The following is a 26,087-nucleotide window of genomic DNA, read 5'->3' as shown; positions in this document are numbered from 1 at the left end:
CTGGTCCGGGACCACCTGGTGTCCGAGCACGCGAAGGCTCTGTTCGCTTACGCCGGGAAGCTGCCGCACGCGGAGCGGCTCCACAGCACCGAGGGCTCGGTACGGGGCCGGCTCCTCACCGTGACCCGCAACCTCGTCGTCGACCGGATGCGCAGCGCCTCGGCCCGGCACGAGACCGTCGGCGCCGACGACCGTGACCGCACTTCATGGCCGAGCGAGCCAAGGCCGAGGTGGTCGTTGCCATCGACGGGGCCTCCCACGCGGTGTTCGCTTCCCAACCCGGCAGAGGTCGCAGAGGTCATCCTGCGCGCCGCAGTGCTTCACGACTGAAGCAGGCCCGGACAAAGCTGTCCGGGCCTGCTTCATGTCTCGATCCCGGTGTCGACTCACCGATCATGAGCATGATCATGAGCACTGGCCGGATCGTCCACGACCGCCTGCCAGGCTTCGACTGCACCCGGCAGCAGGTGCGGGAGGCCGCGCTTCGGGCTTCAACAGCATGGCGCTGCCTGTCGGCAGGGCCGGTACGTCGGCTCGGGCTGCCAGAAGACTCTGGCGGCGCGGGCGACGTCCCGCGCCGAGGCAATGCCGATTTCACGTTCGGCCCAATGCCCCAGGCAGACCCTGCCCTGAAGGCGTAGGACCTTCCGAGCCTCGTGACAAGGTGTCCGGCGCCGACCGTCATCGCCCCAGTCATCTGACGGTCGCAGGATGACGAGGGCTGTTCGATATTGGATTGAGCAGGGTCGAGCAATGGAGCAGCCACCGTGGACAGGGGGAGGATTTCGGCTTGACCCGAGCAGCCCACACGTGGACCGAGAACGGAGATCGGAAATGCCTTTCATCACCACGGACGACGGTACGGAGATTTTCTACAAGGACTGGGGTTCGGGTCAGCCGGTGGTGTTCAGCCACGGTTGGCCGCTGTCGGCGGACGACTGGGACAACCAGATGCTGTTCTTTCGTCGGAACGGCTACCGGGTAGTCGCTCACGACCGGCGAGGGCACGGCCGATCGGCCCAGGTTGACGAGGGGCACGACCTGGACCACTACGCCGACGACCTGGCTGCGGTAACCGCTCACCTCGACCTACGCAACGCCATCCACGTCGGCCACTCGACGGGCGGCGGTGAGGTGGTGCGCTATCTCGCCCGCCACGGCGAGGAGCGCGTGGCCAAAGCGGCGATCATCGCTGCCGTCCCGCCTCTCATGGTGCAGACCGAGGCCAACCCGAACGGCGTGCCCAAGAGCGTATTCGACGACATTCAGGCGCAACTGGCCCAGAACCGCTCAGAGTTCTACAGGGCGCTGCCGTCCGGCCCGTTCTACGGCTACAACCGCCCGGGTGTCGAGCCGTCCGAGGCCATCATCCAGAACTGGTGGCGACAGGGGATGATGGGTGGCGCGAAGGCGCACTACGACGGCGTCGTGGCGTTCTCGCAGACCGACTTCACCGAAGACCTCAAGAAGATCTCGGTCCCGGTTCTGGTCATGCACGGCGACGACGACCAGATCGTGCCCTATGAGAACTCCGGGCCGTTGTCGGCGAAGCTGCTTCGGAACGGCGAGCTCAAGACGTACGCCGGATTCCCTCATGGCATGCCGACCACGCATGCGGACACCGTGAACGCTGACCTGCTGGAGTTCTTCCGGTCTTGACGTCCTGAGGAGGACGACTGAGCCCGGGTATCTCCTGTACGTCAGGATTTCCCGGGCCGGACGCTTTGACGCCCCGGGTGGCCGTCCCCTGTGGAAGTGGGACACCGTCGGCTTCACATGATGCGGGAGGTGGGTTCCGGAAGCGGTCTAGTTGGTCGCCGCGCGCCAGGAAGCGGCTGCGTACATGCCGGCCTCGGACACGCCATGTCTGGCCTATCCGTCGCTGCCCGAGGGGTAGGGCAACCGCTTCATGGAGCTGCTCGTCGGTGATCCGGAGAGCATCGGCGCACTGCGCATCGATCCCGGCAACCCCGATCCCGCGGTCCAGGCCGCCATACGTGCGGCGTTCTACGGCAGCGGGGGTTGTCCGCGCGCGAGGGGCTCCCGGTATCCGTACCGACGAAGTGTGTCCTGGCCGAGCGGCCTCGCCTCGTCAGGACACCGAGAACCGTCGCGGGTCTTGTCACCAGTGCGGGTGGCGTGCCAGTGTCCGGGCAATGGTTACGTAACCATTGCCGGTTTGAACGGGTTTGAGGGTCTGTTTCCGGACCCTCATTCATCACTGCCTCGGCTCAGGTGACGAACCCGCACTCCGCTTTCCACGCTTTCCGTCACTGGAGACGACATGACCAAGACCCCGACGAGACCGAGAAGACTGGCCAGTGTGCTCATGGCCGGGTTCGGCGCGACACTCATGTTCCTGACCGCCCCCGCCTTCGCCCAGCCGGCGGCCGAGACGTCAGCCGCCTCGTACGCGCCGGTGAAGCCCGCGCCGAAGGGTGCTACCAGTGACTTCCGCGGGGTGAACTGGGCAGACCCGCGGGACAACTACGCCAGTGACGCCGTGGTGCCCAGTGGGCTGAAGGTGACCGACGACTACCGCACGGTGTACCGCACCACGGGTCGCATGGTGCGCGGCTTCAAGAAGAACCTGGGCGCCAACACGCTGCGACTGCCGATCAACCCGGCGAGCGTGGGCACCACCTGGTGGAAGTCGTACCGGGCGACCATCGACGCGGCCACGGCCGACGGTGACAAGGTCATCGTCAGCTACTGGGAGGCCGACAGCAGCAAGGACGGTCTGGTCGACGACACGGCCGCCTGGAAGACGATGTGGAACACCGTGGTGCGGGAGTACAAGCACAACCCGCGGGTCTACTTCGAGCCCATGAACGAGCCGCACGGCTACACCCTGGACCAGTGGGTGTCCGTCACCAGTGGCTGGCTCGCCCAGCACAAGGACGTCCCGCGCGGCCGTGTCGTGATCAGCGGTACCGGCTACAACGACAACGTCACCGGTGTCGGCGCGGCACCCGAACTGCGGGGAACCCTGCTGTCGCTGCACTTCTACGGCTTCTGGGCCAGCTACACCCAGCAGGCGGACTGGACAGCCGACCTCGAGGCCCGCATCGGCACGTACGCCGGCCGGACCGTCATCGACGAGGCCGGCTCCCCGATGACCATCGGTCTGAACTACGGCGCCTGGAACGGCAACGTCTACACCTCGTATCTCGCGGCTGTGGCCAACACCGCCCGCAGCAAGGGGATGGGACTGGTGTACTGGCCGGGGCTGCGGTTCGGCGACGCCTACTCCATCGAGTCGCTGGACTCCGAGGGCAACATGGTGGACAACAGCGCCACCGGAGTCGCCCTGCTGCGCTGGGGCTACGGCTTCGGCAAGACCCCGCCCGTCAACGACCTGCCGCCCGCGCCTCCCGGAGAGGTCCTGCGCGGAGTGGGCTCGGGCCGCTGCGTCGACGTGCCCGGCTTCAGCACGGCCAACGGCACGCAACTCGACCTCTGGGACTGCAACGCCGGTGGCAACCAGACCTGGAACTGGAACGCGGACAAACAACTCACCGTCTACGGCAACAAGTGCATGACGGTGGGAGGCACCGGAGCCACGGCGGGAGACCCCGTGGTCATCGACGACTGCACCGGCGCAGCGGCACAGCAGTGGAATGTGAACGCGGACCTCTCCGTGACCAGCGTCGCCAACCCGGCGCTCTGCCTGGACGCGGCCGGAGCCGGCACCGGCAACGGCACGGCGGTCGATGTCTGGTACTGCAACGGAAGCAGCAACCAGCAGTGGGCCAGAAGCTGATGACGGCACCCGTTCCCCGCGACCACTGATCCGCACCGTACGGGCCCTTCGAACACTCTCGCCGGCCCGTACGGTCAGCGCGCGCGGATCACCTTCCGGGGTTGACCCCTTGCGCCCCCGCCAGAGCCAGATAATGGAGTCCTCCGGGCCCGGCTCCGGTGGTGTGTCAGGACGCCCCGAGGCCGTTCAGCAAGGTGTCGACGACGACGTCCGCGGCCTGGCCCGGGCTCAGCTCGGGCAACTGGCGCGACACGAGGTGCATGAGCTGTGGCAGCAGCGCGCTCGCCCATCCCTCCCGGAGGCCGGGGCGCAGGAGGCCTTCGTCGGTGGCCCGTTGGAGGAAAGTGTCGACCTCGCGGACGGAGGTGTCGCGGCGTGCGCGGACGGCGTCGTCGACGAGCATGCGGGTGAGGTCGACGGGCCAGGTGCGGTTGACCGCGATGATGTTCTCGACGTAGCGGTGCAGGGCGACGGCGACGGGGGCCTCGCGCAGCCGTGCGTCTTCGATGGCGTGCTCGATGGCCGTGAGGCGGGCGTCGTAGACGGCCGCGAGCAGGTCCTCCCGGGAGGCGAAGCGGCGGTAGACGGTGCGGCGGTCCACACCCGCCTCTGCGGCGATGGCCGCGATGCTCGCGCCGGGGTCGGCGGCGAGCATACGTGCTCCTGTGGTCAGGACTGCTTCCAGGTTGCGTGCTGCGTCGGCTCTCACCGCACCGAGTCTAGATGGCCGAATGTGAAACCTGAGACCTCTAACGCCTCGCTGGAGTGGACCTCTAGGTGCTAAGTGCTACATGAATCGGGTAGCTAGGGTCTCTGCTGTCACGGTACTCAGAGACGGTCGGCGTCGATCACGGCCCGGGCGAAGACGCTCGGCGCCTCCTGCGGCAGGTTGTGACCGATGTCCGCGATGGTGCGGTGCTCGTAGGCGCCGGTGAAGTGACCGCGGTACGCGGAGCCGTCGCCGGGCGCCGTGAAGGGGTCCAGGGCCGCGTCGAGGGTGATCGTGGGAACGCCGATGGAGGGCTGGGCCGCCAGCAGCTTCTCGTAGCGGTCGTAGCGGGGCTCACCCTCGACGAGGCCGATGCGCCAGCGGTAGTTGTAGAGCACGACGGCGGCGTAGTCGGGGTGCTTGAAGGCCTCGGCGGTGCGCGCGAAAGTGGCGTCGTCGAAGTTCCAGTTGGGGGAGACGAGGGTCCACACGTAGCGGCACAGCGCGATGCGCTTGTCGACGTCCTCCATCGTCTCCTTGCCGCGCTCGGTCGCGAAGTACCACTGGTACCACCAGTTGTGTTCCACGGCCGGGATCGCGGGCGTCAGCTGCGCCTTGCGGTCGGTGATGAGGTAACCGCCGGTGGAGACAAGGGACTTGACTCGTTCGGGCCACAGCGCGGCGATGATGTCCGCGGTGCGTGAGCCCCAGTCGAAGCCGGCGAGGACGGCCTTGTGGATCTTGAGGGCGTCCATCAGGGCGACGATGTCCAGCGCGACGGCCGACTGCTCGGCGGTACGCGGGGTGTGCCGGGACAGGAAGCGGGTGCTGCCGTGGCCGCGCAGGTGAGGAACGATGACGCGGTAGCCCTGGTCGGCGAGCAGTGGTGCGACATCGACGAAGCTGTGGATGTCGTACGGCCATCCGTGCAGGAGGAGGACGACAGGGCCGTGGGCGGGGCCGGCCTCGGCGTAACCGACGTTCAGTAGCCCCGCCTTGACCTGCTTGATCGCGCCGAACCCGGTGTGGGTGCCCGGGGTGACGATGGGCACGGTGGCGCTGCTCGGCTGAGCCGGGCCGGTCGCGGCGGAGGCGTTGGGCTGCAGGGCGGACAGCGAGACCGCGGCCGCGCCGGTGCTCAGGCCTACGGCCCTGTTGAAGGTACGCCTGTTGATCATGTGAAGCCCTCCGTCGTGTGTTTTCCGGTGCCACCGTCGTTTTCGACGCGATGACGCTCCCATGGCGGTCGTCACCTGTCAAACCGGTGATGGCAAGGTTTGGGTGTGGCGTTGGTGGCTGTCGCCGGGGGGGATGGCTAATGCTTCGGCAACCGTGATCTGAAATCCGTCACCACCTTGACTGGTGATGCCGATGACTGCAATGGTTGCGTCACCGCACAGGGCGGTGACCAACGAAAGTGAGATCACAGCCATGGACCTGAAGCTCGAAGTCGTCGTTCTGCCCGTCTCCGATGTCGACCGCGCCAAGGGCTTCTACGTGGAGCAGCTCGGCTGGCGCCTCGACGCCGACTTCCCCGTCAACGACGGCTACCGGATCGTGCAGGTGACTCCGCCCGGCTCCGAGTGCTCGATCATCTTCGGGAACGGTCTGACCCGGCAGGAGGCCGGCACACTGCACGGTCTCCAGCTGACCGTCACCGACATCCTCAAGGCCAAGGAGGAGTTGACCTCCTGCGGTGTGGAGGTCTCCGGACCGTTCCGCGACGAGACCGGCGCCTTCCACCACGCCGGTGACTCCCACCGGGTGCTCGGTCTGCACCCCGAACGGGCCAGCTACGGCACGTTCGCCGCCTTCAAGGACCTGGACGGCAACGAGTGGTTCCTGCAGGAGGTCACCGAGCGCGCCCCCCGGCCGCTGAGCCCCGGCTGCGCCAGGCGAGTGCTCCTACTGGGCCTGCGTGCCCGGCAAGAGAGCTCAACCCCTACGGGGGAGCAGCGCGGCTCGGGTGCTGCAGCGGGCCTCGGCCGGCCATGGACGGAATCCGTCCCGGAAGCCGGCCCGGCGCTCCACCTCGCTCGCCGCCATGTCGCTCGGTCACCACCCAGGCCGGGCGAGGACAGAACCGCGCCCCCCATGCGCGTCCCCGCGGCCCCGGCGGGGGAGAATGAGGGCCGTACTCAACGGTCGACCTTGCGGAGGAGCCGGGAAATGCAGAACGCGCGAGCGGGGCAGGTCGCCGGGCACGAGGACCTCATCGATGTGGCCCGTCTGGTCACGGCGTACTACACGCTGCACCCCGACCCGGCCGAACCGGGACAGCGGGTGGCCTTCGGCACCTCGGGACACCGCGGTTCGTCCCTCGCGGCGGCGTTCAACGAGGACCACATCGCGGCCACCAGCCAGGCCATCTGCGAGTACCGCGCCGCCCAGGGCACCGACGGCCCCCTCTTCCTCGGCGCCGACACCCACGCCCTGTCCGAGCCCGCCCGGGCCACGGCACTGGAGGTGTTCGCGGCCAACGACGTGACCGTCCTCATCGACCAGGCCGACGGCTACACGCCCACCCCGGCCGTCTCGCACGCCATCCTCACCCACAACCGGCACCGGACCGCGGCGCTCGCCGACGGGGTCGTCGTCACCCCCTCGCACAATCCGCCCGCCGACGGCGGCTTCAAGTACAACCCGCCGAACGGCGGTCCCGCCGGATCCGAGGCGACCTCCTGGATCCAGGACCGCGCCAACGAGATCATCACCGGCGGCCTGAAGGACGTACGGCGTATCCCCTACGCCCGCGCCCTGGCCGCACCCGGCACCGGCCGCCACGACTTCCTCGGGGCGTATGTCGCCGACCTGCCGAACGTGCTGGACCTGGAGGCGATCCGGTCCGCCGGTGTGCGCATCGGCGCCGATCCGCTGGGCGGCGCCTCGGTCGCCTACTGGGGCCGGATCGCCGAACAGCACCGGCTCGACCTGACCGTCGTGAACCCGCTCACGGATCCCACCTGGCGCTTCATGACGCTCGACTGGGACGGCAAGATCCGCATGGACTGCTCGTCGCCGTACGCCATGGCCTCGCTCATCGAGCAGCGCGACCGGTTCGACATCGCCACCGGCAACGACGCCGACTCCGACCGGCACGGCATCGTCACGCCGGACGCGGGCCTGATGAACCCCAACCACTATCTGGCCGTGGCGATCTCGTACCTGTTCTCGCACCGGGACCAGTGGCCCGCGGGCGCCGGGATCGGCAAGACCCTGGTGTCCTCGAGCATGATCGACCGGGTCGCGGCGGACCTCGGCCGGACGCTGGTCGAAGTACCCGTCGGCTTCAAGTGGTTCGTGGACGGCCTGTCCGACGGCACGATCGGCTTCGGCGGTGAGGAGTCGGCCGGCGCGTCCTTCCTGCGCCGGGACGGCTCGGTGTGGACCACCGACAAGGACGGCATCATCCTGGCCCTGCTCGCCTCCGAGATCACGGCGGTCACCGGCAAGAGTCCCTCGCAGCACTACGCCGAGCTCACCGAGCGCTTCGGTGCCCCCGCCTACGCGCGCGTCGACGCCCCGGCCTCCCGCGAGGAGAAGGCCCTGCTCGCCAAGCTGTCCCCGCGCCAGGTCACCGCCGACACCCTCGCCGGAGAGCCGGTCACCCAGGTGCTCACCGAGGCCCCCGGAAACGGTGCCGCCCTCGGCGGTATCAAGGTGTCCACCGCGAACGCCTGGTTCGCGGCCCGCCCTTCGGGCACCGAGGACGTCTACAAGATCTACGGGGAGTCGTTCCTCGGCCCGGACCATCTGCGCCGGGTCCAGGAGGAGGCCAGGTCCGTGGTGCTGGCGGCGCTGGGCGCCTGACCCGACATGGACGATCGCGACGTGGAGTCGAACGAGGAGGCCGACGAGATCCGCCGTTTCTGGGGCGGGCTCGGTCTGCCGGGTCTGATCGACGTCCACACCCACTTCATGCCCGAGCGGGTCCTGCACAAGGTCTGGGACTACTTCGACACCAACGGGCCGCTGATCGGCGGGCTGGGATGGCCGATCACCTACCGCAAGGAGGAGGCGGAGAGAACGGCCTTGCTGCGGGCCTTCGGGGTCAGGGCCTTCACCGCGATGCTCTACCCCCACAAGCCCGGCATGGCCAGGTGGCTGAACGGATGGGCGGCTGACTTCGCCCACCGCACCCCCGACTGTCTGCACACCGCCACCCTCCACCCCGAGCCGGACGTCGAGACCTACGTCCGCGAGGCCGTCGAAGCAGGGGCGCGGGTCTTCAAGGCGCACGTCCAGGTGGGCGCGTACGACCCGGCCGACGAACGCCTCCACCGGGCCTGGGGCCTGCTGGCCGAGGCCGGCATCCCCGTGGTGATCCACTGCGGCTCCGGGCCCGCGCTCGGCAAGCACACCGGCCCCGAGCCCGTCGCGCGGGTGCTGGCACGGCACCCGAAGCTGCGGCTGATCGTCGCGCACATGGGCATGCCCGAGTACGAGGAGTTCCTCGACCTCGCCGAGCGGTACGACCAGGTGCGGCTGGACACGACGATGGCGTTCACCGACTTCACCGAGGGGTTCATGCCGTTCCCGCGCCAAGCCCTGCCCCGGCTCGCCGCACTCGGCGACCGCATCCTGCTCGGCTCCGACTTCCCCAGCATTCCCTACGCCTACCTGCACCAGCTCCACGCCCTGGAACGGCTGGACCTCGGACCGGAATGGCTGCGGGCCGTGTGCCATGACAACGCGAGAAGCCTGTTCGACCTGTGACGGCGCTGCCGCGCACGGGCCAAGGGGTGGGAGAAGGGCCGCCTCGACCTCCCCAGGTGCGACGGCCCTTCCCCCGGGTAAGCATCGACTCTGCTACCCCGAAGATCCGGACTCATGCAGGAGGGGTTGACGGACACGCGTGGTGCGGTCACGTTGAACAGCGCCAGGGGTGTGGGAGCGCTCCCGTGCCGTACGGGTCGTACAGGCAGTACTGGCCGTACTGAGCATTCCGGGGCGGGCACCGCACCCCGCCCGACCGCGCCCACCAGCCAAGGATGGCCAGATGCAGCCCCCTTCGCCCCGTCGCTTGTCCCGCAGGACACTCGTGACCGCCACCGCTGCTGGCCTGGTCGCCGCCGTCGCCGCTCCCTCGCGGGCGTCCAGCGCCGCCCCGACCAGGTTCCACACCGTGGGCCGCGTCAAAGCGGCCGCCGACGGGTTCGTGCGGTACAGCTGGCCCGGGATCTCCTTCGAGGGCCGGTTCCGCGGTACCGGAGTCGGCGTCGTCCTCGACGACTCCGTCAACGACTACGACGTCCAGATAGACGGCAGAACCACGGCCACCCTCGTGACCCCGGGCCGAACCACCGCCTGGGTCAAGGGACTCACCGACACCGAGCACCGCGTGCGGCTCGTCAAGCGGACGGAATGCCCTTGGGCCGAGGGCCGGTTCGGTGGCTTCGTCGCCGCTCCGGGCGGCGCGATCCTCGCCAGGCCGCCCGCCCGGCGCAGGCAGATCGAGTTCATCGGCGACTCCTACACCGCGGGCTACGGCAACGTCGCCGGCACGCGTGACTGTTCGAACAACGGGGGAGTCGACCGGAACACCAACTCCGACCTCTCCTTCGGCGCCCTCACCGCCCGACGCCTCGGCGCCGACTACCAGATCAACGCCTTCTCCGGCCGCGGCATGGTCCGCAACTACAACGGCAGCAGCCCCGGCACCGACTTCCGCACCTACTACGACCGTGCCCTGCTGAACGTGGAGGGCGACGTCTGGCGGAAGCCGGCCGGCTGGCGGCCGCAGGCCGTCGTCGTCGGGCTGGGTCTCAACGACTTCTCGACACCCCTCAATCCGGGCGAGCGCTGGAGCACGGAGGCCGATCTGGTCGCCGCCTACGAGTCCGCCTACCACGGCTTCCTCGACAAACTGCGTGCCCGCTACGGCCCCAGGACGTTCCTCGTCGTCAGCGCCACCAACCTGGGCTCCAGCCCCTTCGCCGAGACCGCCGAGCGCATCGTCCGGACCCGCGAAGCACAGGGCGACGAACGAGTCGGCTACTGGTACTACGACGACCCCGCCCTGGACCGCCTGGGCTGCGACTGGCATCCCTCCGCGGGGGACCACCGGATCATCTCCGGCCTGCTCGACGACCACCTCGCGACGCTTCCGCTGCGCTGGTAGCCGACGGGCGGTCAGCACGCCCTCATGCCGCTCCGGTGTTTCAGTTGATGCAGAGCAGGTTGAGCACGCACAGCCCTGATGGATCGGTGGCAGAGGACGAGGACGTCGTCGTCTGCGAATTCTGCGAGCTGTTGCTGCTCGTGCCCGTGTTCGTGGTCGTGTCCGTCGTGCTGTCCGTGGCCGTGGACGAAGGAGTCTGCTCCGTCGTCGTATCGGTGGTGCCGGACGTGCCGCCGGTGCCGGCGCCCGCCGCGACCGACGTCGAGAGCGTGGCATGAGACGTCGACTGCGAGGCGGTCGTCGCCGTGGGCGTGGGGGAGACGGCGGAGTCCGTGTGGACCGACGACCGGGTCGTGGTGGACGCCGCGTCGCCCGTCCGCCGGTGCGAGGCGACCGACTTGGAGGGCGTGGTCGTGGACGCCTGCTGTGCCTTGGCGGGCGTCGACGCCGGCAGTGCGTCGTCCGAGGTCGGCAACTCCGCCACGCCCATGGACCGGTTGTCCGGCGAAGTGGCCGCCTGGGTCCGGACGTTGGACTGCTGGTTCATCGCGGAGACGGTCAGGCCACCACCGACGAGGGCGACGGCGGTCGCGACCACCGCCTTGCGCTGGTTCTTCCGCCAGCGGGCCCGCTGGCGTCGGCGCGCCGCCCGGCCCTCCGCCGCCACCGGCGCGTCCGTCACGTCGTCGGACGGCACCTCGGCCGGGTCGGACCCGGCAGCCGGCTCCTCGTGAAGTCCCGCGTCGTGCCACGTGGGTGCTTCGTCCCATGCCGCTGCCGCCGCGCCGGTCGTCGCGTAGAGGTGGGCGGGGGGAGCGATGTCCGGGGCGTAGGCGCCGCATCCGGGACACGCCAGGGCGCCGTTGAGATGCCGACGGCACGAGGAGCAGTAGTCCATCTGGTCTTCCTGAGTCGACTGCACCATCGGCCCAGTGGCCGTGGCCGGTCTCGTTCGCACGGAGGATCGAGCCGGAGGCAAAAGTAGCGAGGCTTTCGAAAGGCGGTGTGCAGCCTGTGTGATGCTCCTGCGCAGATGTCCGAGGGGTGCGGTGGGCAGGAGGGACGTAAGGCGTATTCGCGCCCTTGTTCCTCCGTGAGGCGGCATCTGTCGGGTCGACGGGTGGTCGGCGGCTGGGGAGCGAACTGGCGCCAGGTTCGCTCCCCCCGGTTGCGGTCAGGCTCCGCCGCTCAGGCCGAGCCCGGGTGATCCGGCCGGCAGCAGTCTGCCGAGGGTCTCCGGGGTCGCGATGCCGGGCAGGATCTGCTCCCACCAGTTCGTCAGGCGGTCGTGGAGATCGCGGTGGGCACTGGTGACGTGAGAGAGCATCTGGATGCCGGTGAACGAGCCCACCACGCTTGCCGCCACGTCTTCGGGCGCCAGCTCCTTGCGGAGTTCTCCGGCCCCCTGGGCACGCGCCAGCTCCCGGCTGAAGGCCCGCAGCCACCAGTCGTACATGTCGGAGTCGTTCGTCTGGAACGTCCCCCGCTCCACGGTGAGCCGGATGCTCGCGCGGAACAGGACGTCCGTGCGCAGCCGACGGGCCAGCTCGTGGGTGAGGTCGATGGCTTGCTGCATCGGTGACGCCGAGGGGCTGCGCACCTCGACCGGCACCTCGGTCTGGGCGGTCATGACGCCCTTGGCGATCTCCTCCTTGGATGCGAAGTGGAAGTACATCGCTCCTTTCGTGACGCCGCTGCGCTCCTGGATCTCGTTGATACTCGCCGCGGCGTAGCCCCGTTCGTCGAAGACCTCGGCCGCCCCGACCAGGAGCCTCTTCCTCGTCTCGATCGCTCTTTCCTGTCGTGCCATCGGGTCAGTCCTTGTTTCAAGGGCGTGTCAGCCATGTGAGCAGTTTGGTCAGTTAATTCAAAAACAAACCGTACGTTGGGTATTCTATGCCCCCGTAACCCGTACGTCGATCACCCGCTGGAGTCCGTGCCATGTCGGTCCACCTGTCCCTCCCCGCCGAACTCGCCGACGACCTCTCTGCGCCCGCCACCGAGTCCTTACATTCCCTGACCTTCGAGCGGACGGCGCCGCGCGATCTCGTCCACCGGCGGGCCATCGGCGAGGTGCTGCTGACCGACGACTGGATACGTCTCGGCGCGCACCGCTTCAAGGTGGGAGCCCAGTGGCCGCGCGGACACGGCTTCTACGGCCCGGTCGGAGGCCGCTGGCACGATCCGCTGCTGGCCGCCGAGAGCATCCGGCAGACCTCCTCTCTGGTCAGCCACGTCTTCTACGACCTGCCCCGCGACCACCCGACCCTGATGACCGAACTGAGCCTCGCCCTGTCCCCGGACGCCCTGCGACTCGACGACCGGCCGGTCGACGTCGAACTGACCGTCGGCTGCGGTGAGGTGACCCGGCACGGCAGTCGGCTCGCGGGGATGACGATGGAGATCGGACTGGTCCGTGACGAGGTGCCCCTGGGGCGTGGCCGCATGACCTTCAACTGCATGCGCCGCTCCGTCTACCGGCGGCTGCGGGGCTCGTACGCCGAGATTCCCGCCCGCCTGCCCGAGCAGCCCGAACCGCTGCCTCCCCATGAGGTCGGCCGGGCCGTCGAGGCCGACGTGGTGCTCGGCCTGCCCCTGGACGATCCCGGTGCGGCCGATCCGCGCCGGGGGGCCTGGCCGCTGCGGGTCAACTGGGCGCACCCGACCCTCTTCGACCACCCTACCGACCATGTGCCGGGGATGCTCCTGCTGGAGGCCGCGCGGCAGGCGGCGCAGCGCCTGGCGGGTCCCGACCCGGTGCTGGTCACCGTGATGACCAATCAGTTCCACCGCTATGTGGAGTTCGACGCACCCTGCCTCGTCCGGGCGCGGCTGTCCGCCTCCGGCGACGGCGGGCACGAGGTGCGGGTGGCCGCCGAACAACACGGTGCCGTCGTCTACGAGTGCACCCTCACCCTCCATCGCGCACCGGCGTCCGCGGGCGGCCCGCGATGAACCGTCCGCTCGTCCTCGTCACCGGCGGATCCGGGTTCGTCGGCGGCACGGCCGTCCCGCTGCTCCGGTCCGCCGGAGTGCGGGTGCGCGTCCTGGCTCACCGGCGACCCGTGACGCCGATACCGGGTGCCGAGGTCGTGGACGGCGACCTCACGGATCCCGCGGGCCTGCGCGGCCTGTGCCGCGATGTGGACGCCGTGCTGCACCTGGCCTCCTACATCGGCAAGGACGAGGACCGGTGCTTCGCGGTGAACGTCGACGGCACGCGCCGCCTGGTGGCTGAGGCCGGCCGGGCCGGTGTGAGCAAGTTCGTGCAGCTGAGCACCGCGGCCGTGTACGGCAACGGGCCCTTCCGCGAGGCGGCCGAGGGCGCGGTGGAGCCGCGCCCGGTCTCGCCGACCAGTCGCAGCCGCCTGGCCGGTGAGCGGTTCGTGCTCGCGGCGGGCGGTGCGGTCCTGCGCCCGTACCTCGTCTACGGCACGGGAGACCGGTGGGTGATGCCTGCGCTGCTGCGCATGGTGCACGCCTTGCGATCGGGACTGCCCGAGCGGGGCTCGGCGCTGCTGTCGCTCACCGAGGTCGGCTCTCTCGCCACTTCCCTCACCCGCATGGCCGTCACCACGCCGCCCCGGCGGGCGACCGGTGTCTTCCACGCCTGTCCGCCCCAACCGGTCAGCCTGCGCGAACTGGTCGTCGCCGCGCACCGCCACCTCGGGTTCCCGCTCGTGGGTGGGGGCCAGCCCTTCGAGCAGGCTCGGGAGGAACTTGTGGCCGCCGGATGTGACCCCCACATGCTGGACCTGCTCGGTGTGGACCACTGGTTCGACGCGACCCGGCTGCGCACCGTGGGCGATCACGCCCCGGACGTCGGCCTGACAGCGGGGCTGTCGGCCCACGCCGCCTGGTATCGGGGCCAGTTGCTCTGACGCTCCGGGCCGCGATGTCCCGGCACTCCGCTGCCGGGGCCGCGGCTCACCTCCTCCTGCCACGGTCCCCGGATTGAGTGACCGAGGACACACAGGGAGTTCCTTGCCCGTGAAACAAACCGAACGTTAGGGTTTTTCTAGAAACAAACCAAACGTTCGGATTAATAAAGTGGACCCGACACCTCCCGAAGGAGAGCTCCGTGCCCGCACCGGTCGTGATCGTGAGCGACGTACTGCCCGGCGACAGCATCGCCGCCCTGAGGGCCGTCTGCGACGTCCGGCACGTCGACGGCCGTGACCGCCCGGCGCTGTTCGCCGCGCTGCCCGACGCGGACGCCCTGATCGTGCGCAGCGGCACCCGGGTCGACGCGGAAGTCCTGGACCGGGCGCCCGGCCTGCGTGTCGTCGCACGCGCCGGCGTCGGCCTCGACAACATCGACACCGACACCGCCAGGGCCCGCGGCATCACCGTGCTCAACGCCCCGGACTCCAACACCGTGAGCGTCGCCGAACTCACCGTGGCACTGATCGTCGCCTCGGTGCGCCACCTCAACGCCGGGGTGCGCTCCCTCGCGAACGGCGAGTGGCGTCGCACAGAACTCACCGGCGTCGAACTCGCCGGCCGCACCCTCGGCATCGTCGGCTACGGCCGCGTCGGCAGGCAGGTCGCGCGCCGGCTGGCCGCCTTCGACATGCACATCCTCGTGCACGACCCCTACGCGGACACCCTCGGCGACGACGTGCACCCCACGGGCCTCGACGAACTGCTCACCGCGAGCGACGTCGTCACCCTGCACCTGCCCAAAACCCCCCGGACCGCAGGACTCATCGGCGCCCGGGAGCTGTCCCTGATGAAACCCACCGCACATCTGGTCAACGCCGCCCGGGGCGGCATCGTCGACGAGACGGCCCTGCACCGGGCACTGCGCGACGGCCGGCTCGCCGGTGCCGCACTGGACGTCTTCGCCACCGAACCACCCGGCACCTCACCCCTGTTGGCCCTGCCGAACGTGGTGGCCGTCCCGCACCTCGGCGCGAGCACCCACGACGCACAGCTGCGGGCAGGACAGGAGGTCGTCCGCAAGGTCCTCGCGGAACTGACCCCGGTCGCCGTCCCCGCACCCACCGCCGTCTGAGCGGTGCCACCCGCACGCCGGAGACCCACCATGCCTGCCCCACTCTCAGCAGCGATCACCCCCGCCCTGATGACCAGAGCCCGCGACGACCTCGCCGAACTGGTCGCCCTGCGCACCGTCGTCGGAGCCGCGCCGCCGGACCACTTCCCCCGAGCGGCCCGCACCATCGCCGATCTGCTCGCCGAAGCCGGCCTTCCCGAGATCCGGCTGCTGCCCGCCGACGACGGTACCGAGACCGTCCACGCCCGCCGCCCCGGCCCGCCCGGCGCACCCTCCGTGGTTCTCTACGCCCACTACGACGTCGTCTCGGCCCAGGACGAGACGGTCTGGCGCACACCGCCGTTCGCACTGACCGAACGCGACGGACGGTGGTACGGCCGCGGCAGCGCGGACTGCAAGGGCAACGTCGTCACGCACCTCACGGCGCTGCGCGCCCTCCAGGAGGCCCTGCCCCACGAGCCCTACCCCGACCTCGACATCACGGTCCTGGTCGACGGGAGCGAGGAACCCGGCGAAGGAAGCCTGGAGAAGGTGCTGCGCGCGCACCCCGGGCTTGTGGCACCTGACGCGGTCGTCATCGCCGACACGGGTAACGCCGCCCCGGGCATTCCGACCCTGACCACTTCCCTGCGCGGCATGGCCGTCGTGGAGATCACGCTCTCCACCCTGTCCAGGACCCTGCACTCGGGTCAGTTCGGCGGACCCGCACCCGATGCGATGACCGCCCTCATCCGTCTCCTGGCCACGCTGCACGACCACCGCGGCACACCCTGCCTGCCCGCCGTGGACACCGACCAGGCCGGGTGCGACGCCCGCCAGGACCAGGCGGAGTACAGCGAAGCCGACTTCCGCGCGGACGCCGGAGTCCTGGACGGCGTCGAACTCATAGGTACCGGCTCCGTCGCCGACCGGCTGTGGCGGCTGCCCGCCGTCACCGTCCTCGCCGTCCAGTCGCCGTCGCTCGACGATGCCGTACCCGCTCTCCGGCCCTCGGCGAAGGCACTGGTCAGCGTGCGCACCCCGCCCGGCTCGGACGTCCTGCACACCCATGAGGCGCTCGCCGCCCATCTGCGGGCCCACACCCCCTGGGGTGCGCACCTGGACATACGCCGGGTCACCAGCGGCCCGTCCTTCCGCGCGGACACCGGCCGGACCGCGCACACAGTGCTCCGCGACGCCCTGCGGGACGCCTTCGGAACACCGCCCCGCGAGGTGGGAGCCGGCGGTTCCATCGCCGTCTGCTCCGTCTTCAGGAGGCTCCACCCCGACGCGGAGATCCTCCTGTGCGGCGTCGCGGACCCGCCGTCGAACATCCACGGCACCGACGAGAGCGTGAACCCGGGTGAGATCGCCTCACTGGCCCAGGCCGAAGTCCTTTTCCTGCGCCGCCTGGCCGCGCTCCGGAAGGACACGCCCGAGGCCGGCGACCCCGTCCCTTCGCCGACCGGCGAGCAGGAGGACCGATGATCTACCAGCGCGCCTGTGACATCGTCACCGACGACGTCTTCCTCGAGCTGGACGGCGTCCTGACGGACAGCCGGCTCTTCCTGAAGCTGGAGGGGATGAATCCGGCCGGGTCGGTGAAGCTCAAGTCAGCCCTCGGCATGGTGGAGGACGCCGAGAAGAGGGGTGTGCTCCGGCCCGGTGGACGGATGGTGGAATCCTCGTCCGGCAGCCTCGGTATCGCCCTGGCCGTCATCGCCGCCGCTCGCGGCTACCACTTCACCTGCGTGACCGATCCGAACATCTCCCCCCAGAGCCTTTCCCTCATCCGGGCGCTGGGAGCCGAGGTCGTCCAGGTCACGCGGCGGGACCGCAACGGTGGCTATCTGGGGACCCGTATCGCCCGCATCCGTGAGATGACGGGGGCCGACCCCGGGCTGGTGTGGCTCAACCAGTACGCCAACCCCGCCAACGCACAGGCACACGCCCGCCGGACCGCCACCTCGATCCTCAAGAACATCGGACACGTCGACGTCCTCCTGGTCGGCGCCGGCACCACCGGCACGCTCATGGGCTGCACACGGCACTTCCGGGCGTTCTCGCCCTGGACGAGGATCGTCGCGGTGGACACCACCGGGTCGGTCACCTTCGGTGGTCCGCCCGGCCCACGCCAGATCCCCGGCCTCGGCACCAGCCGCCGTCCCGAACTGTGCCGGCCCGACCAGGTCGACGAGGTCGTCCTCGTCGACGAGCCCGACGCCGTGCGCATGTGCCGCCGTCTGGCCCGCGAACACGGGCTGCCGCTCGGCGGCTCCACCGGATCCGTGCTCGCGGCCCTGGAGTCGATCACCGACGGGATCCCCGCGGGGTCGCGGGTCGTGGCCCTCTCGCCCGACATGGGCGACCGCTACGCCAAGACGATCTACGACGACCTGTGGGTGGCCGACACCTTCGGCGCGGACGTCCTCGACGACTCCGGCAGTTACCCCGTCGCCGTGTGACCGGCCGTCGGCACTCCAGCTCCGACAACGCAACAAGAAAAGGGAAACCCCATGTTCGACTTCCACGTGGTGGGCGGCACCGCCCTGCGCGCCCTCATCGACGTCTCCCGCCCCGAGATCGTCGAGACGGTCCGCTCCGCCTACCTCACCCACGACGCCGGGGACTCGGTCAACCCGAACAGCTACTTCCTGCGCTTCCCGCAGAAGCCGGACGCCCGCATCATCGCGCTGCCCGCCCATCTGGGCGGCGACTACGGCCTGTCCGGCATCAAGTGGATCGCGAGCTACCCCCGCAACATCGAGCGGAACATCCCGCGCGCCTCCGCCACGCTGCTCCTCAACGACTACGAGACCGGCTACCCCTTCGCCTGCCTGGAGGCGTCCCAGATCAGCTCCGCCCGCACCGCCGCGTCCGCGGTCCTGGGCGCCGAGGAACTGACCGGCGGACGCACCGCGCAGCGGATATGCCTGGTGGGCGCCGGCGTCATCGCACGCAACATCGCGGAGTTCTTCGCCGCGCAGTCCTGGTCCGTGGACCGCTTCGTCGTCCACGACCGGGAAGCCTCCTACGCCGCCGCCCTCACCCGGCGCATCACCGACCTCGGGTACCGGGCCGAGCAGGAGGACTCCTTCGAGCGGGCCGCGGCCGACGCCGACCTCGTCGTCTTCGCCACCACCTCCTCGGAGCCCTGGGTCACCCGGGCCGACACCTTCGCCCCCGGCCAGACCGTCCTCAACATCTCACTGCGCGACCTCGGCTGGGAGATCGTCGCCGACGCGCAGAACATTCTCGACGACGTCGACCACTGCCTGACCGCGGACACCTCACCGCACCTGGCAGAACAGCGGCTCGGCCACCGCGACTTCATCGACGGCACCCTCGCGCAGGTGCTGCGCGGCAAGGTCGCACCGGCCGCCGACCGGCCGCGGATCTTCTCGCCCTTCGGGCTAGGTGTCCTCGACCTCGCGGTGGGACAGCGCCTCCACCGGCAGGCCGTCGAGAAGGGGCTCGCTGTCGGTGTGCCCGACTTCTTCGGCGAGACACAGCGCTGGAGCTGACACTCGCGCCCTCCCCGCCGTACGACGAAAGGCACTCCCTGATGCCGCACACCGCCACCGCCCTCGCCACCCGCACTCCCGCACGGGAGGCCGAACTCGCCGCTCTCGCGGCCGGTCACGCCCAACGCTTCCCCTGGTACCGCGATCTCCTCCTGGGCCGCGGCGCCCTCGGTTCCGGCAACCTCGCCGACCTGCCCCTCATCGGCACCGACCTGCTGGCGGCCCACTACTACACCGCCGGACACCCGCACCTGCCCGAGGCCTCCGTGTACCACACGTCCGGAACCTCCGGCGGACAGCGCAAGCGCATCCTCTACTCGCCCGCCGACGAAGACGCGTACGTGGCCCAACGACGGGAGTTGTTCGGGGAGTTCACCCGGACCCTGCCGCGCGGCGCCGTCGCGGTCGCCGACCTCGGCACCGGCCACGCCGCGGCCTCGGCACGCCGCGTCTTCCTCGAACTCGGCTTCCAGGCCCACGACATCGACTTCACGCGGCCCGTCGACGAACACGTGGCGAAGCTCAACGAGTGGCGCCCGGACGTGTTCTTCACCATGCCGATGATCCTCGACCGGCTCCTCCAGGCCCGCCCCGGCCTGGACATCCGGCCGCGGAAGATCATGGTCGTCGGCGATGTGGCGCCACCCGCCTGGCGCGCCCATGTGGCGGACCGGTTCGGCCTCGAACCCGCGGACGTCCTCGACGTGTTCGGCTCCATCGAGATCGGCGCCATCGCCCACTCGTGCGCGCAGACCGGCCTCTACCACTTCCACGACCACATCGTTCCCGAGGTGCTGCCTCCCGAGGAGGTGACCGGCCGCACCGAGAACGACCGGGTCCCCTCCCGTCAGGAAGGCAGCGGGGCTCTCCTGCTCACCTCCCTCACCCGCGGATACTTCCCGGCGATCCGCTACGTCACCGGCGACGCCGTCACCGGGTTGCGCCGCATCCACCACGACGGCCGCGAGGTGTTCGCGTTCGAACGCATCGACGGACGCCTCGCCGGTGACCTGAAGCACGGCGAGCGCATCAGCAACCACGACCTGGCCCAGATCATGGCCGAGGTCTTCCCGGGCAGCCCGTTCGAGGCGGCCGACGACGACGGCCTCGTCATCCGGGTGGTGGCCGACACCGTCGACCACGACCGGCTCGCCGCGATCCGCTCGGCCGTCGACCGGCGGGCCCCCGACGTCGCCCAGATGATCGCCTCGGGTCTCGTCGGACCCGTGCGGGTGATCGGTGTCAGTCCCGACGGACTGCGCTCCGGCCATGCCAAGCGCCGTCTCGACCTCAAGGAGGGCTGACCCGTGTGCGGAATCGCCGGATCGGTGTCCCTGGGACACGCTCCCGTCCACGCCCCCTACACGTCGGCCGCCTGTGCGGCCATGGCACACCGGGGACCCGACGAAACGGGGTCCTTCGTCACCGCCGAGGCAGCCCTGGCGATGTGCCGGCTGAAGGTCATCGGCCTGCACGACGGCTCGCAGCCCGTCTTCAGCGACGACGGCACCGTCGTGTGCGTCCTCAACGGTGAGATCTACAACCACCAGGAACTGCGGGACCTGCTCGCCACCCGCGGCCGTCCGGTGCGCGGCGGCAGCGACGCCCAGGTACTGCCGCACCTGTACCAGGAGTTCGGCGAGCACTTCGTCGAGCGGTTGCACGGCATGTTCGCCCTCGCCGTTCACGACACGCGCCGCGACCGGCTCGTCCTGGCCACCGACCGCGTCGGCAAGAAACCGCTGTTCTATGCGCGGCCCGCCGGCGGAGGGGTGGCGTTCGCCTCCGAACTGCCCGCGCTGATGCTGCACCCGGGGATCGGCCGGGAGACCGACCCCGTCGCGATCGACCAGTACCTCAGCTACCGGGTCGTGCCCGCACCGCACACCATCTACCGGCAGGTGCGCAAACTGGAGCCCGCCACGGTCCTCGTCCTTGAAGCGGGCCGCCCCGAACGCCGCCGCACCTACTGGCAGTTCGACTTCACCGCCGAGCTGACGGACGTGCCGCAGGCCGAGATCGACGACCGGATCGACGCGTTGCTCCAGCAGGCCGTGCAGGACAGGCTGGAATCGGAGGTTCCACTGGGAGCGATGCTCAGCGGCGGGCTCGACTCCAGCCTGGTGGTCGCCCTGGCCACCCGGCAGCTGGGCCGGCCGATCCACACGTTCTCCGTCGGGTTCGAGCACGCCGCGTTCGACGAGTCGGAGTACGCCCGCGCCGTGGCCGAGCACTGCGGCACCCGGCACCACGTGTACCGGATCGGCGCCGAGGACGCGCGGGAGGCCGTCGACACCATCCTGACCCACATGGGCGAGCCCTACGCCTTCCCCTCGGCGATCGCCGCGTCATGCATGTACAAGCTGGCCCGGCAGCACGTCACCGTCGTGCTTACCGGCGACGGATCCGACGAGATCTTCTGCGGATACGGCCGCTACCAGCGCCTGCGCGACCTCCCGGGCGATGACGGACTCGCCGACCGCTACGAGCATGTCCTCGCTGACGGCGTGCCCCACCCGCTCAAGAACAGGCTGTACGCGCCCGACTTCGCGGCCCGGATCCCGGACCGTCCGCACAACTACCTGCGGGCCCGCTTCGACCGCACCGACCCCTCGGTTCCGGACCTGGACCGCGCCATGCAGGTCGACAGCCGTTTCTGGCTCTCCGACGCACAGCTGGTGAAGATCGACCGGATGTCGATGGCGCACTCCGTCGAGCCCCGGAGCCCCCTGCTCGACCACCGGCTCATCGACTACGTCACACGGGTCCCCGCGGCCCGGAAACTGGTCGGCGCGAACGAAAAGGCCCCGCTCAAGCGCGTGGCCGCCCGCTACCTGCCCGCATCCGTCCTGGAGCGCCGCAAGCAGGAGCTGGCGGTGCCCCTGGAGAGCTGGCTCGGCGCGGAGCTGCGCTCCTCCATCAGCGACACACTGCTGTCCGAAGCCTCCCTGGAGCGCGGCTACTTCCGCCCGGACGCGCTGCGCTCGGCGGTCCGCGAGTTCCGTCCCGAGCACACCTACGCGCTGTGGACGCTCTACATGCTCGAACGCTGGCACCACCTCCAGGAGAACGGCACGGCCCGCGAGGCGGCCGCCGTGGCGCACGCCTGAGCCCGCGATGTCCTGCCGCGGACCTCCGCCGACCCGACGCCCACCCGAATCCCGACACCCGCGAAGGAACCTCCATGTCATCCACCACCTCGCTCGTCGACTCCCCGCCCATGCCCGCCGAGGGCGTACGGCTCGAGCCCTCCTTCGACGCCGGCCGGCTGCTGCGCGAACTGACCTCCCTGCGCGAGCACACCTGGGACCAGCAGCGCGTCTACACCGAGGACGGCGTCGGCGCCGCCACCGAGGTCGACTGGCGCTGCCTGGCCCTGCGCAGCCCCGGCGGCGACGCCGACCGCACGGACCCGGGCGGCCCCGGCCCGCGGGACTTCGAGGAGACCGTGTGGCTCGACCGCATCCCGTACGTCCGTGACGTGCTGGACTCCATACCGGCCCCGCTGCACGCCGTACGGTTCATGGCGCTCGGCCCCGACACCGTCGGCATGGACCACACCGACCCCAAGTACGGGCCGCGCTGGGGCGTCGGGCGGCTGCACGTGCCGGTCGTGACCAACCCGGGCGCCGTGCTCGTCCTCGACGGGGTGGAGCACCGCTGGCAACCGGGGGAGTTCTGGTTCGGCGACTTCAGCCGCACCCACCGGGTCCAGAACACCGGCACCGAGCACCGTGTCCACCTCGTCGTCGACGTCCTGGTCACCCCCGGTCTCGCGGCCCTGTTCCCGGAGACCTGGCAGGAGTACTTCCGCCACGGCGAGGTGCTCTTCAACCGCCAGGAGTGCCCGCAGACCGCGGACGAACGACGGCGGCTGGCCACCCGCTTCCCCGTCCCGGCGACGTTCCACCTGTGGGAGGACGACACACCGCTGTCCGCCGACGCGCACCAGGAGACGGCGACCCTCGCCGAAGAGGGCGACCGGATGACCCTTCGGCTGCCCGGCGACCGTGTCTTCGCGCTGGTGCACCTCGGCGACAACGAGTACCGGCTGAGCGGCTGGAGCGAGGAGCGCACGCTCCAGGTCTTCCCCGACGGCCCGGAACCCAGGGTCGTGCTGCGCACCCGTGAGGGCAGCCAGGTCCACGAGCTGACCGTGACCGCCGAGCGCCTCGCCGCCTGAGACATCACCGTGCGGGGCGCGGCACGGCCGCGCCCCGCACCCGACCGAGGGAAGCCATGACCGACTTCCGCGACAGCGGCGCCCCGTCCGCAGCGGACGCCGCGCACCCGCCCGCCGTCATCGTCATCACCGATCTGGTCGTGCTCGCCAAGCACCTGCGCCTGCTGGACGCGGCCGGACGACGCGGACTGACACCGCTGTTCGTCTTCGGACCCGAGACACCCGCCGACGAGCTCGCCCGCCGCCGCGCCGACCCGGAGCACCCGCTCTTCCGTCTCGCCGACGAGGAGTTCCGGCACCTCGCGGACACCTCGCTCGACACCCTGCTGCGCGCCGTCACGCCCTGGCTGCACGACCGCACGGTACGAGCGGTGCTCAACGTAGGGGAGGTGTTCGTGGAGGCCGCCGGAGCCCTCGCCCAGACCCTGGGGCTGCCCGGGCCCGGCACTCATGCCGCCCTGGTCTGCCGCAACAAACTGCTGCAGCGGCTGACCGCTCCCGCCCTGGCACCGCGCTTCACCCTCGTGGACCCGGACCGCCACACCACGGTGACGGACTTCCCGGCCTTCCCCGCCGTCCTCAAACCCGCCTCCAGGATGTCCAGTTCGGGCGTGCGCGCGGTCGCCGGGCCGGACGCCGTCCTCCCGCTGCTGCCCGACTACGGCCCCGGTGAACTGCTCCTGCTGGAGGAACGCGTGACCGGGCGCGAGTTCTCCGTGGAGACCTTGGTGCGCGACGGCCGCCTGCTCTGGTCCGGCATCACCGCCAAGGACACCAACGAGTCCGGCACGTCGTTCTTCACCGAGACCGGCCACACCTCTCCCGCGCCGCATCTGACCCCTGCCCAGGAGAAGCTGCTGCTCGACGCCAACGCGGACTTCCTGCGCGCCGTCCGGTTCCGGACCGGCATGAGCCACGCCGAGTTCCGGCTGACCGCCGAGGACCGGGTGGTGCTGATGGAGGCCGCCGCGCGTCCGCCCGGGGACGCCATCACCCGCCTGTGGCGGCTGGCCACCGGCATGGACCTCGACGCCGCCCTGCTGGACCTCGCGCTCGGCACCGAGCCCGCCACCGCACCGGCCGCCCGCCGTGCCCGGCAGGTCTATCTCGACCACCCACGGGGCCGCCTGACGGACGTGACCTGCGACGGCGCACCGGTCCACTGGGTCGGCGAACAGGGCCGGTGGCCCGACCTGCCGCCCGTCGCGGCGGACGCCCCGGCCCGCGGCCACGCCGTCCTCGTGAGCCGGCACCGCGGCGACCTGCTCGGCGCCCAGTCCGACTCCCAGGGCCGCTCGGTCTCCGTGGTCCTGGACGGCCCCCTCGACACCGACCTCGACCTCGCGGCAACCGAGACCGTCCGGAGGGTGACGATCCACACCGAGCGGGCCTCGGGAGCCGAGGGGATCGCGAGCGTCGGACCCGGTGAGGGCGCCGGGAGGGCCGAGGCCGTCGAGGAGGTCGTACGGTGACCGGCCGTCCCGGCGCCGCGCCCGCGCCGCACGACACCGTGGCGACGGCGCGCGACGCGGCCAACGCGCGGGCGGTGGCCCGTCTCACCGAGGCCCGCCCGGTCCTGGAGACCATCGCTCCCGCCGGCGAGGTGGTGCCCGGCATGACCGCCCGGACGATCCTCGTCTCCGGACCGCCGATGCTCTGGCAGGGGTACGAGGGCGGTCAACGGCGGGCCGTCATCGGGGCCGCACTCTACGAGGGGCTGGCCGGGGACGAGGCGGAGGCCGAGGCCCTGCTCGCCGACGGCACCCTCGCGGTGCGCCCCTCGCACGACCACGCCACCGTCGGCTCGCTCACCGGCGTGTGCACCGCGTCGATGCCGGTGGTCGTCGTGCGGGACGAGGCATCCGGGCGGCGCGCGTTCTGCCGTATGAACGAGGGCGCCGACCGGAACTCGCTCACCTTCGGTGTCTGGGACCAGGGAGTCGACGCCCGACTGCGGCACGTCTGCGACGTCGTGTCACCCGCACTCGCCGAGGTCCTGGACCACCTGGGCGGGATTCCCCTCGCCCCGATCGTCCGCCGGGCCCTGGCCATGGGCGACGACCTGCACAGCCGGCACCGGGCCGCCGGGACGCTGCTTCGGGCCGCGCTGCTGGAGGCCGTACTGGATCTCTCCCGCGACCGGGTCGCCGAGCGCCACCGGCAGCTGGCCGCTTACCTGCGCACGGCCGACTACCTGTTTCTGCACCTGGTGATGGCGGCCGCCAAGGCGGCGGCCGACAGTGCTTCCGGCATCCCCGGCAGCACGCTCGTCACCGCGATGAACCTCAACGAGAAGGAGTTCGGGCTCCGCGTCTCAGGTCTCGGCGACCGCTGGTTCACCGCTCCGCTCCCGCCGGTGTCCACGCTGCGCGGCCGACTCGACGACGGCTTGACCACCGACGATCTGGCGTATGTCGGCGGCGAGAGCCTGATCACGGAGACGGTCGGCCTCGGCGGCATGGCCGCCGCGGCCGCCATGCCCCTCCAGGACCACTCCGCCGGGAGCCCCCGGGAAATGATCCGCCTGACCGAGCGCATGTACCGGATCACGCTCGCGGAGCACCCCGAGTACCGCGTTCCCGCCCTCGCCCACCGCGGCGTGCCGTGCGGCATCGACGTACGGCGAGTCGCCGACACCGGCATCGTCCCCGCCATCCACCTCGGCGCGACGCTGCGCGACGGCGGTCACGCCGGCGCCGTCCTGTTCCTTCCCCCGATCGAACCGTTCCGGCGAGCCGCGGACCTGCTGTCCGCGTCCGCGCCCGCCACCGCATCCGCCTGACCCGGAGAT

Annotated in this window: 22 protein-coding genes and 1 pseudogene; 18 read left to right on the top strand and 5 right to left on the bottom strand. The window is 70.6% G+C overall.

Going from position 1 to position 26,087, the window contains the following annotated elements; translation table 11 throughout:
* Positions 1-18: 18 nt before the first annotated feature.
* The 3 genes from M2157_RS07515 (at position 19) to M2157_RS07505 (ending at position 3,763) form a co-directional block, all read left to right on the top strand.
* Positions 19-330, top strand: coding sequence for a hypothetical protein (locus M2157_RS07515; protein WP_280864816.1), 312 nt, complete (start codon positions 19-21; stop codon positions 328-330).
* A gap of 504 nt (positions 331-834) precedes the next feature.
* Complete coding sequence (locus M2157_RS07510; RefSeq protein WP_280864815.1) at positions 835-1,659, top strand: alpha/beta hydrolase; 825 nt, start codon at positions 835-837, stop codon at positions 1,657-1,659.
* A 625-nt stretch (positions 1,660-2,284) separates the two neighbouring features.
* Positions 2,285-3,763 carry a ricin-type beta-trefoil lectin domain protein gene (locus M2157_RS07505; protein WP_280864814.1) on the top strand — a complete coding sequence of 493 codons (1,479 nt, stop codon included), beginning with the start codon at positions 2,285-2,287 and terminating at the stop codon, positions 3,761-3,763.
* Positions 3,764-3,929: 166 nt separating this feature from the next.
* Here the strand turns inward: M2157_RS07505 and M2157_RS07500 are convergent, their stop codons facing one another.
* The 3 genes from M2157_RS07500 to M2157_RS07490 form a co-directional block, all read right to left on the bottom strand.
* Positions 3,930-4,418: a TetR/AcrR family transcriptional regulator gene (locus M2157_RS07500; protein WP_280863719.1), complete on the bottom strand. Its 489-nt coding sequence runs from the start codon at positions 4,416-4,418 to the stop codon at positions 3,930-3,932.
* 173 nt (positions 4,419-4,591) lie between these two features.
* Positions 4,592-5,650, bottom strand: coding sequence for an alpha/beta hydrolase (locus M2157_RS07495; protein ID WP_280861016.1), 1,059 nt, complete (start codon positions 5,648-5,650; stop codon positions 4,592-4,594).
* A gap of 78 nt (positions 5,651-5,728) precedes the next feature.
* Entirely contained in the window at positions 5,729-5,905 is a 177-nt protein-coding gene (locus M2157_RS07490; RefSeq protein ID WP_280864813.1) for a hypothetical protein, read from the bottom strand.
* On the opposite strand from M2157_RS07490, the pseudogene M2157_RS07485 reads away from it, so the two are divergent.
* The 4 genes and pseudogenes from M2157_RS07485 to M2157_RS07470 all read left to right on the top strand — a co-directional run.
* Positions 5,904-6,341 (top strand): annotated as a pseudogene (locus M2157_RS07485) (VOC family protein); the annotation flags it as partial. The gene M2157_RS07490 and the pseudogene M2157_RS07485 overlap by 2 nt on opposite strands.
* 300 nt (positions 6,342-6,641) lie before the next feature.
* On the top strand, positions 6,642-8,282 hold the full coding sequence (gene pgm / locus M2157_RS07480; RefSeq protein ID WP_280868175.1) for a phosphoglucomutase (alpha-D-glucose-1,6-bisphosphate-dependent): 1,641 nt from the start codon (positions 6,642-6,644) through the stop codon (positions 8,280-8,282).
* 6 nt (positions 8,283-8,288) lie between these two features.
* On the top strand, positions 8,289-9,188 hold the full coding sequence (locus M2157_RS07475; RefSeq protein WP_280864812.1) for an amidohydrolase family protein: 900 nt from the start codon (positions 8,289-8,291) through the stop codon (positions 9,186-9,188).
* Between the two features lie 283 nt (positions 9,189-9,471).
* Positions 9,472-10,593, top strand: a complete 1,122-nt coding sequence (locus M2157_RS07470) for an SGNH/GDSL hydrolase family protein (protein ID WP_280864811.1) — start codon at positions 9,472-9,474, stop codon at positions 10,591-10,593.
* A gap of 40 nt (positions 10,594-10,633) precedes the next feature.
* Here M2157_RS07470 and M2157_RS07465 read toward each other — a convergent pair whose 3' ends face one another.
* Together M2157_RS07465 and M2157_RS07460 are read right to left on the bottom strand one after the other, a co-directional pair.
* Positions 10,634-11,518, bottom strand: coding sequence for a hypothetical protein (locus M2157_RS07465; protein WP_280861012.1), 885 nt, complete (start codon positions 11,516-11,518; stop codon positions 10,634-10,636).
* Positions 11,519-11,767: 249 nt separating this feature from the next.
* The gene (locus tag M2157_RS07460; RefSeq protein ID WP_280864810.1) at positions 11,768-12,403 is read right to left on the bottom strand and encodes a ScbR family autoregulator-binding transcription factor; all 636 of its coding nucleotides are present in this window, start codon (positions 12,401-12,403) and stop codon (positions 11,768-11,770) included.
* A gap of 131 nt (positions 12,404-12,534) precedes the next feature.
* Here M2157_RS07460 and M2157_RS07455 point away from each other — a divergent pair, with 131 nt between their 5' ends.
* The 11 genes from M2157_RS07455 to M2157_RS07405 all read left to right on the top strand — a co-directional run bounded on the left by M2157_RS07455 (position 12,535) and on the right by M2157_RS07405 (position 26,078).
* Positions 12,535-13,548 carry a ScbA/BarX family gamma-butyrolactone biosynthesis protein gene (locus tag M2157_RS07455; RefSeq protein WP_280861010.1) on the top strand — a complete coding sequence of 338 codons (1,014 nt, stop codon included), beginning with the start codon at positions 12,535-12,537 and terminating at the stop codon, positions 13,546-13,548.
* Positions 13,545-14,474, top strand: coding sequence for an NAD(P)-dependent oxidoreductase (locus tag M2157_RS07450; protein ID WP_280864809.1), 930 nt, complete (start codon positions 13,545-13,547; stop codon positions 14,472-14,474). The genes M2157_RS07455 and M2157_RS07450 overlap by 4 nt, the downstream gene beginning before the upstream one ends.
* 200 nt (positions 14,475-14,674) lie before the next feature.
* On the top strand, positions 14,675-15,610 hold the full coding sequence (locus M2157_RS07445) for a hydroxyacid dehydrogenase (protein ID WP_280864808.1): 936 nt from the start codon (positions 14,675-14,677) through the stop codon (positions 15,608-15,610).
* Positions 15,611-15,679: 69 nt separating this feature from the next.
* Positions 15,680-17,077 (top strand): M20/M25/M40 family metallo-hydrolase, encoded by a 1,398-nt coding sequence (locus M2157_RS07440; protein ID WP_280864806.1) that lies wholly within the window; start codon positions 15,680-15,682, stop codon positions 17,075-17,077.
* Entirely contained in the window at positions 17,074-18,054 is a 981-nt protein-coding gene (gene sbnA, locus M2157_RS07435) for a 2,3-diaminopropionate biosynthesis protein SbnA (RefSeq protein WP_280861006.1), read from the top strand. Before M2157_RS07440 ends, sbnA begins: the two co-directional genes overlap by 4 nt.
* Positions 18,055-18,105: 51 nt before the next feature.
* Positions 18,106-19,113, top strand: coding sequence for a 2,3-diaminopropionate biosynthesis protein SbnB (gene sbnB, locus M2157_RS07430; protein ID WP_280861004.1), 1,008 nt, complete (start codon positions 18,106-18,108; stop codon positions 19,111-19,113).
* Positions 19,114-19,154: 41 nt separating this feature from the next.
* Positions 19,155-20,417, top strand: coding sequence for a hypothetical protein (locus M2157_RS07425; RefSeq protein ID WP_280861003.1), 1,263 nt, complete (start codon positions 19,155-19,157; stop codon positions 20,415-20,417).
* A gap of 3 nt (positions 20,418-20,420) precedes the next feature.
* A complete protein-coding gene (gene asnB, locus M2157_RS07420; RefSeq protein WP_280861002.1) occupies positions 20,421-22,223 on the top strand; it encodes an asparagine synthase (glutamine-hydrolyzing) in 1,803 nt (600 codons plus the stop codon).
* Positions 22,224-22,297: 74 nt separating this feature from the next.
* A complete protein-coding gene (locus M2157_RS07415) occupies positions 22,298-23,296 on the top strand; it encodes an aspartyl/asparaginyl beta-hydroxylase domain-containing protein (protein WP_280861001.1) in 999 nt (332 codons plus the stop codon).
* A 56-nt stretch (positions 23,297-23,352) separates the two neighbouring features.
* A complete protein-coding gene (locus M2157_RS07410) occupies positions 23,353-24,768 on the top strand; it encodes an ATP-grasp domain-containing protein (protein ID WP_280861000.1) in 1,416 nt (471 codons plus the stop codon).
* Positions 24,765-26,078 carry a DUF1116 domain-containing protein gene (locus M2157_RS07405; protein ID WP_280860998.1) on the top strand — a complete coding sequence of 438 codons (1,314 nt, stop codon included), beginning with the start codon at positions 24,765-24,767 and terminating at the stop codon, positions 26,076-26,078. The genes M2157_RS07410 and M2157_RS07405 overlap by 4 nt, the downstream gene beginning before the upstream one ends.
* Positions 26,079-26,087 lie beyond the last annotated feature (9 nt).

This window comes from Streptomyces sp. SAI-127, from assembly GCF_029894425.1.
GTDB lineage: Bacteria > Actinomycetota > Actinomycetes > Streptomycetales > Streptomycetaceae > Streptomyces.
This window is presented reverse-complemented; position numbering and strand designations above follow the sequence as displayed.

What these genes read in the sequence shown, in the direction of transcription:
- M2157_RS07495 (WP_280861016.1), bottom strand. Translation starts at nt 5,650, where the DNA reads ATGATCAACAGGCGTACCTTCAACAGGGCCGTAGGCCTGAGCACCGGC.
- M2157_RS07510 (WP_280864815.1), top strand. Translation starts at nt 835, where the DNA reads ATGCCTTTCATCACCACGGACGACGGTACGGAGATTTTCTACAAGGAC.
- sbnB (WP_280861004.1), top strand. Translation starts at nt 18,106, where the DNA reads ATGTTCGACTTCCACGTGGTGGGCGGCACCGCCCTGCGCGCCCTCATC.
- M2157_RS07425 (WP_280861003.1), top strand. Translation starts at nt 19,155, where the DNA reads ATGCCGCACACCGCCACCGCCCTCGCCACCCGCACTCCCGCACGGGAG.
- M2157_RS07500 (WP_280863719.1), bottom strand. Translation starts at nt 4,418, where the DNA reads ATGCTCGCCGCCGACCCCGGCGCGAGCATCGCGGCCATCGCCGCAGAG.
- M2157_RS07410 (WP_280861000.1), top strand. Translation starts at nt 23,353, where the DNA reads ATGACCGACTTCCGCGACAGCGGCGCCCCGTCCGCAGCGGACGCCGCG.
- M2157_RS07460 (WP_280864810.1), bottom strand. Translation starts at nt 12,403, where the DNA reads ATGGCACGACAGGAAAGAGCGATCGAGACGAGGAAGAGGCTCCTGGTC.
- M2157_RS07440 (WP_280864806.1), top strand. Translation starts at nt 15,680, where the DNA reads ATGACCAGAGCCCGCGACGACCTCGCCGAACTGGTCGCCCTGCGCACC.
- M2157_RS07470 (WP_280864811.1), top strand. Translation starts at nt 9,472, where the DNA reads ATGCAGCCCCCTTCGCCCCGTCGCTTGTCCCGCAGGACACTCGTGACC.
- M2157_RS07465 (WP_280861012.1), bottom strand. Translation starts at nt 11,518, where the DNA reads ATGGTGCAGTCGACTCAGGAAGACCAGATGGACTACTGCTCCTCGTGC.
- M2157_RS07450 (WP_280864809.1), top strand. Translation starts at nt 13,545, where the DNA reads ATGAACCGTCCGCTCGTCCTCGTCACCGGCGGATCCGGGTTCGTCGGC.
- M2157_RS07505 (WP_280864814.1), top strand. Translation starts at nt 2,285, where the DNA reads ATGACCAAGACCCCGACGAGACCGAGAAGACTGGCCAGTGTGCTCATG.
- M2157_RS07490 (WP_280864813.1), bottom strand. Translation starts at nt 5,905, where the DNA reads ATGGCTGTGATCTCACTTTCGTTGGTCACCGCCCTGTGCGGTGACGCA.
- pgm (WP_280868175.1), top strand. Translation starts at nt 6,642, where the DNA reads ATGCAGAACGCGCGAGCGGGGCAGGTCGCCGGGCACGAGGACCTCATC.
- M2157_RS07475 (WP_280864812.1), top strand. Translation starts at nt 8,289, where the DNA reads ATGGACGATCGCGACGTGGAGTCGAACGAGGAGGCCGACGAGATCCGC.
- M2157_RS07415 (WP_280861001.1), top strand. Translation starts at nt 22,298, where the DNA reads ATGTCATCCACCACCTCGCTCGTCGACTCCCCGCCCATGCCCGCCGAG.
- sbnA (WP_280861006.1), top strand. Translation starts at nt 17,074, where the DNA reads ATGATCTACCAGCGCGCCTGTGACATCGTCACCGACGACGTCTTCCTC.
- M2157_RS07455 (WP_280861010.1), top strand. Translation starts at nt 12,535, where the DNA reads ATGTCGGTCCACCTGTCCCTCCCCGCCGAACTCGCCGACGACCTCTCT.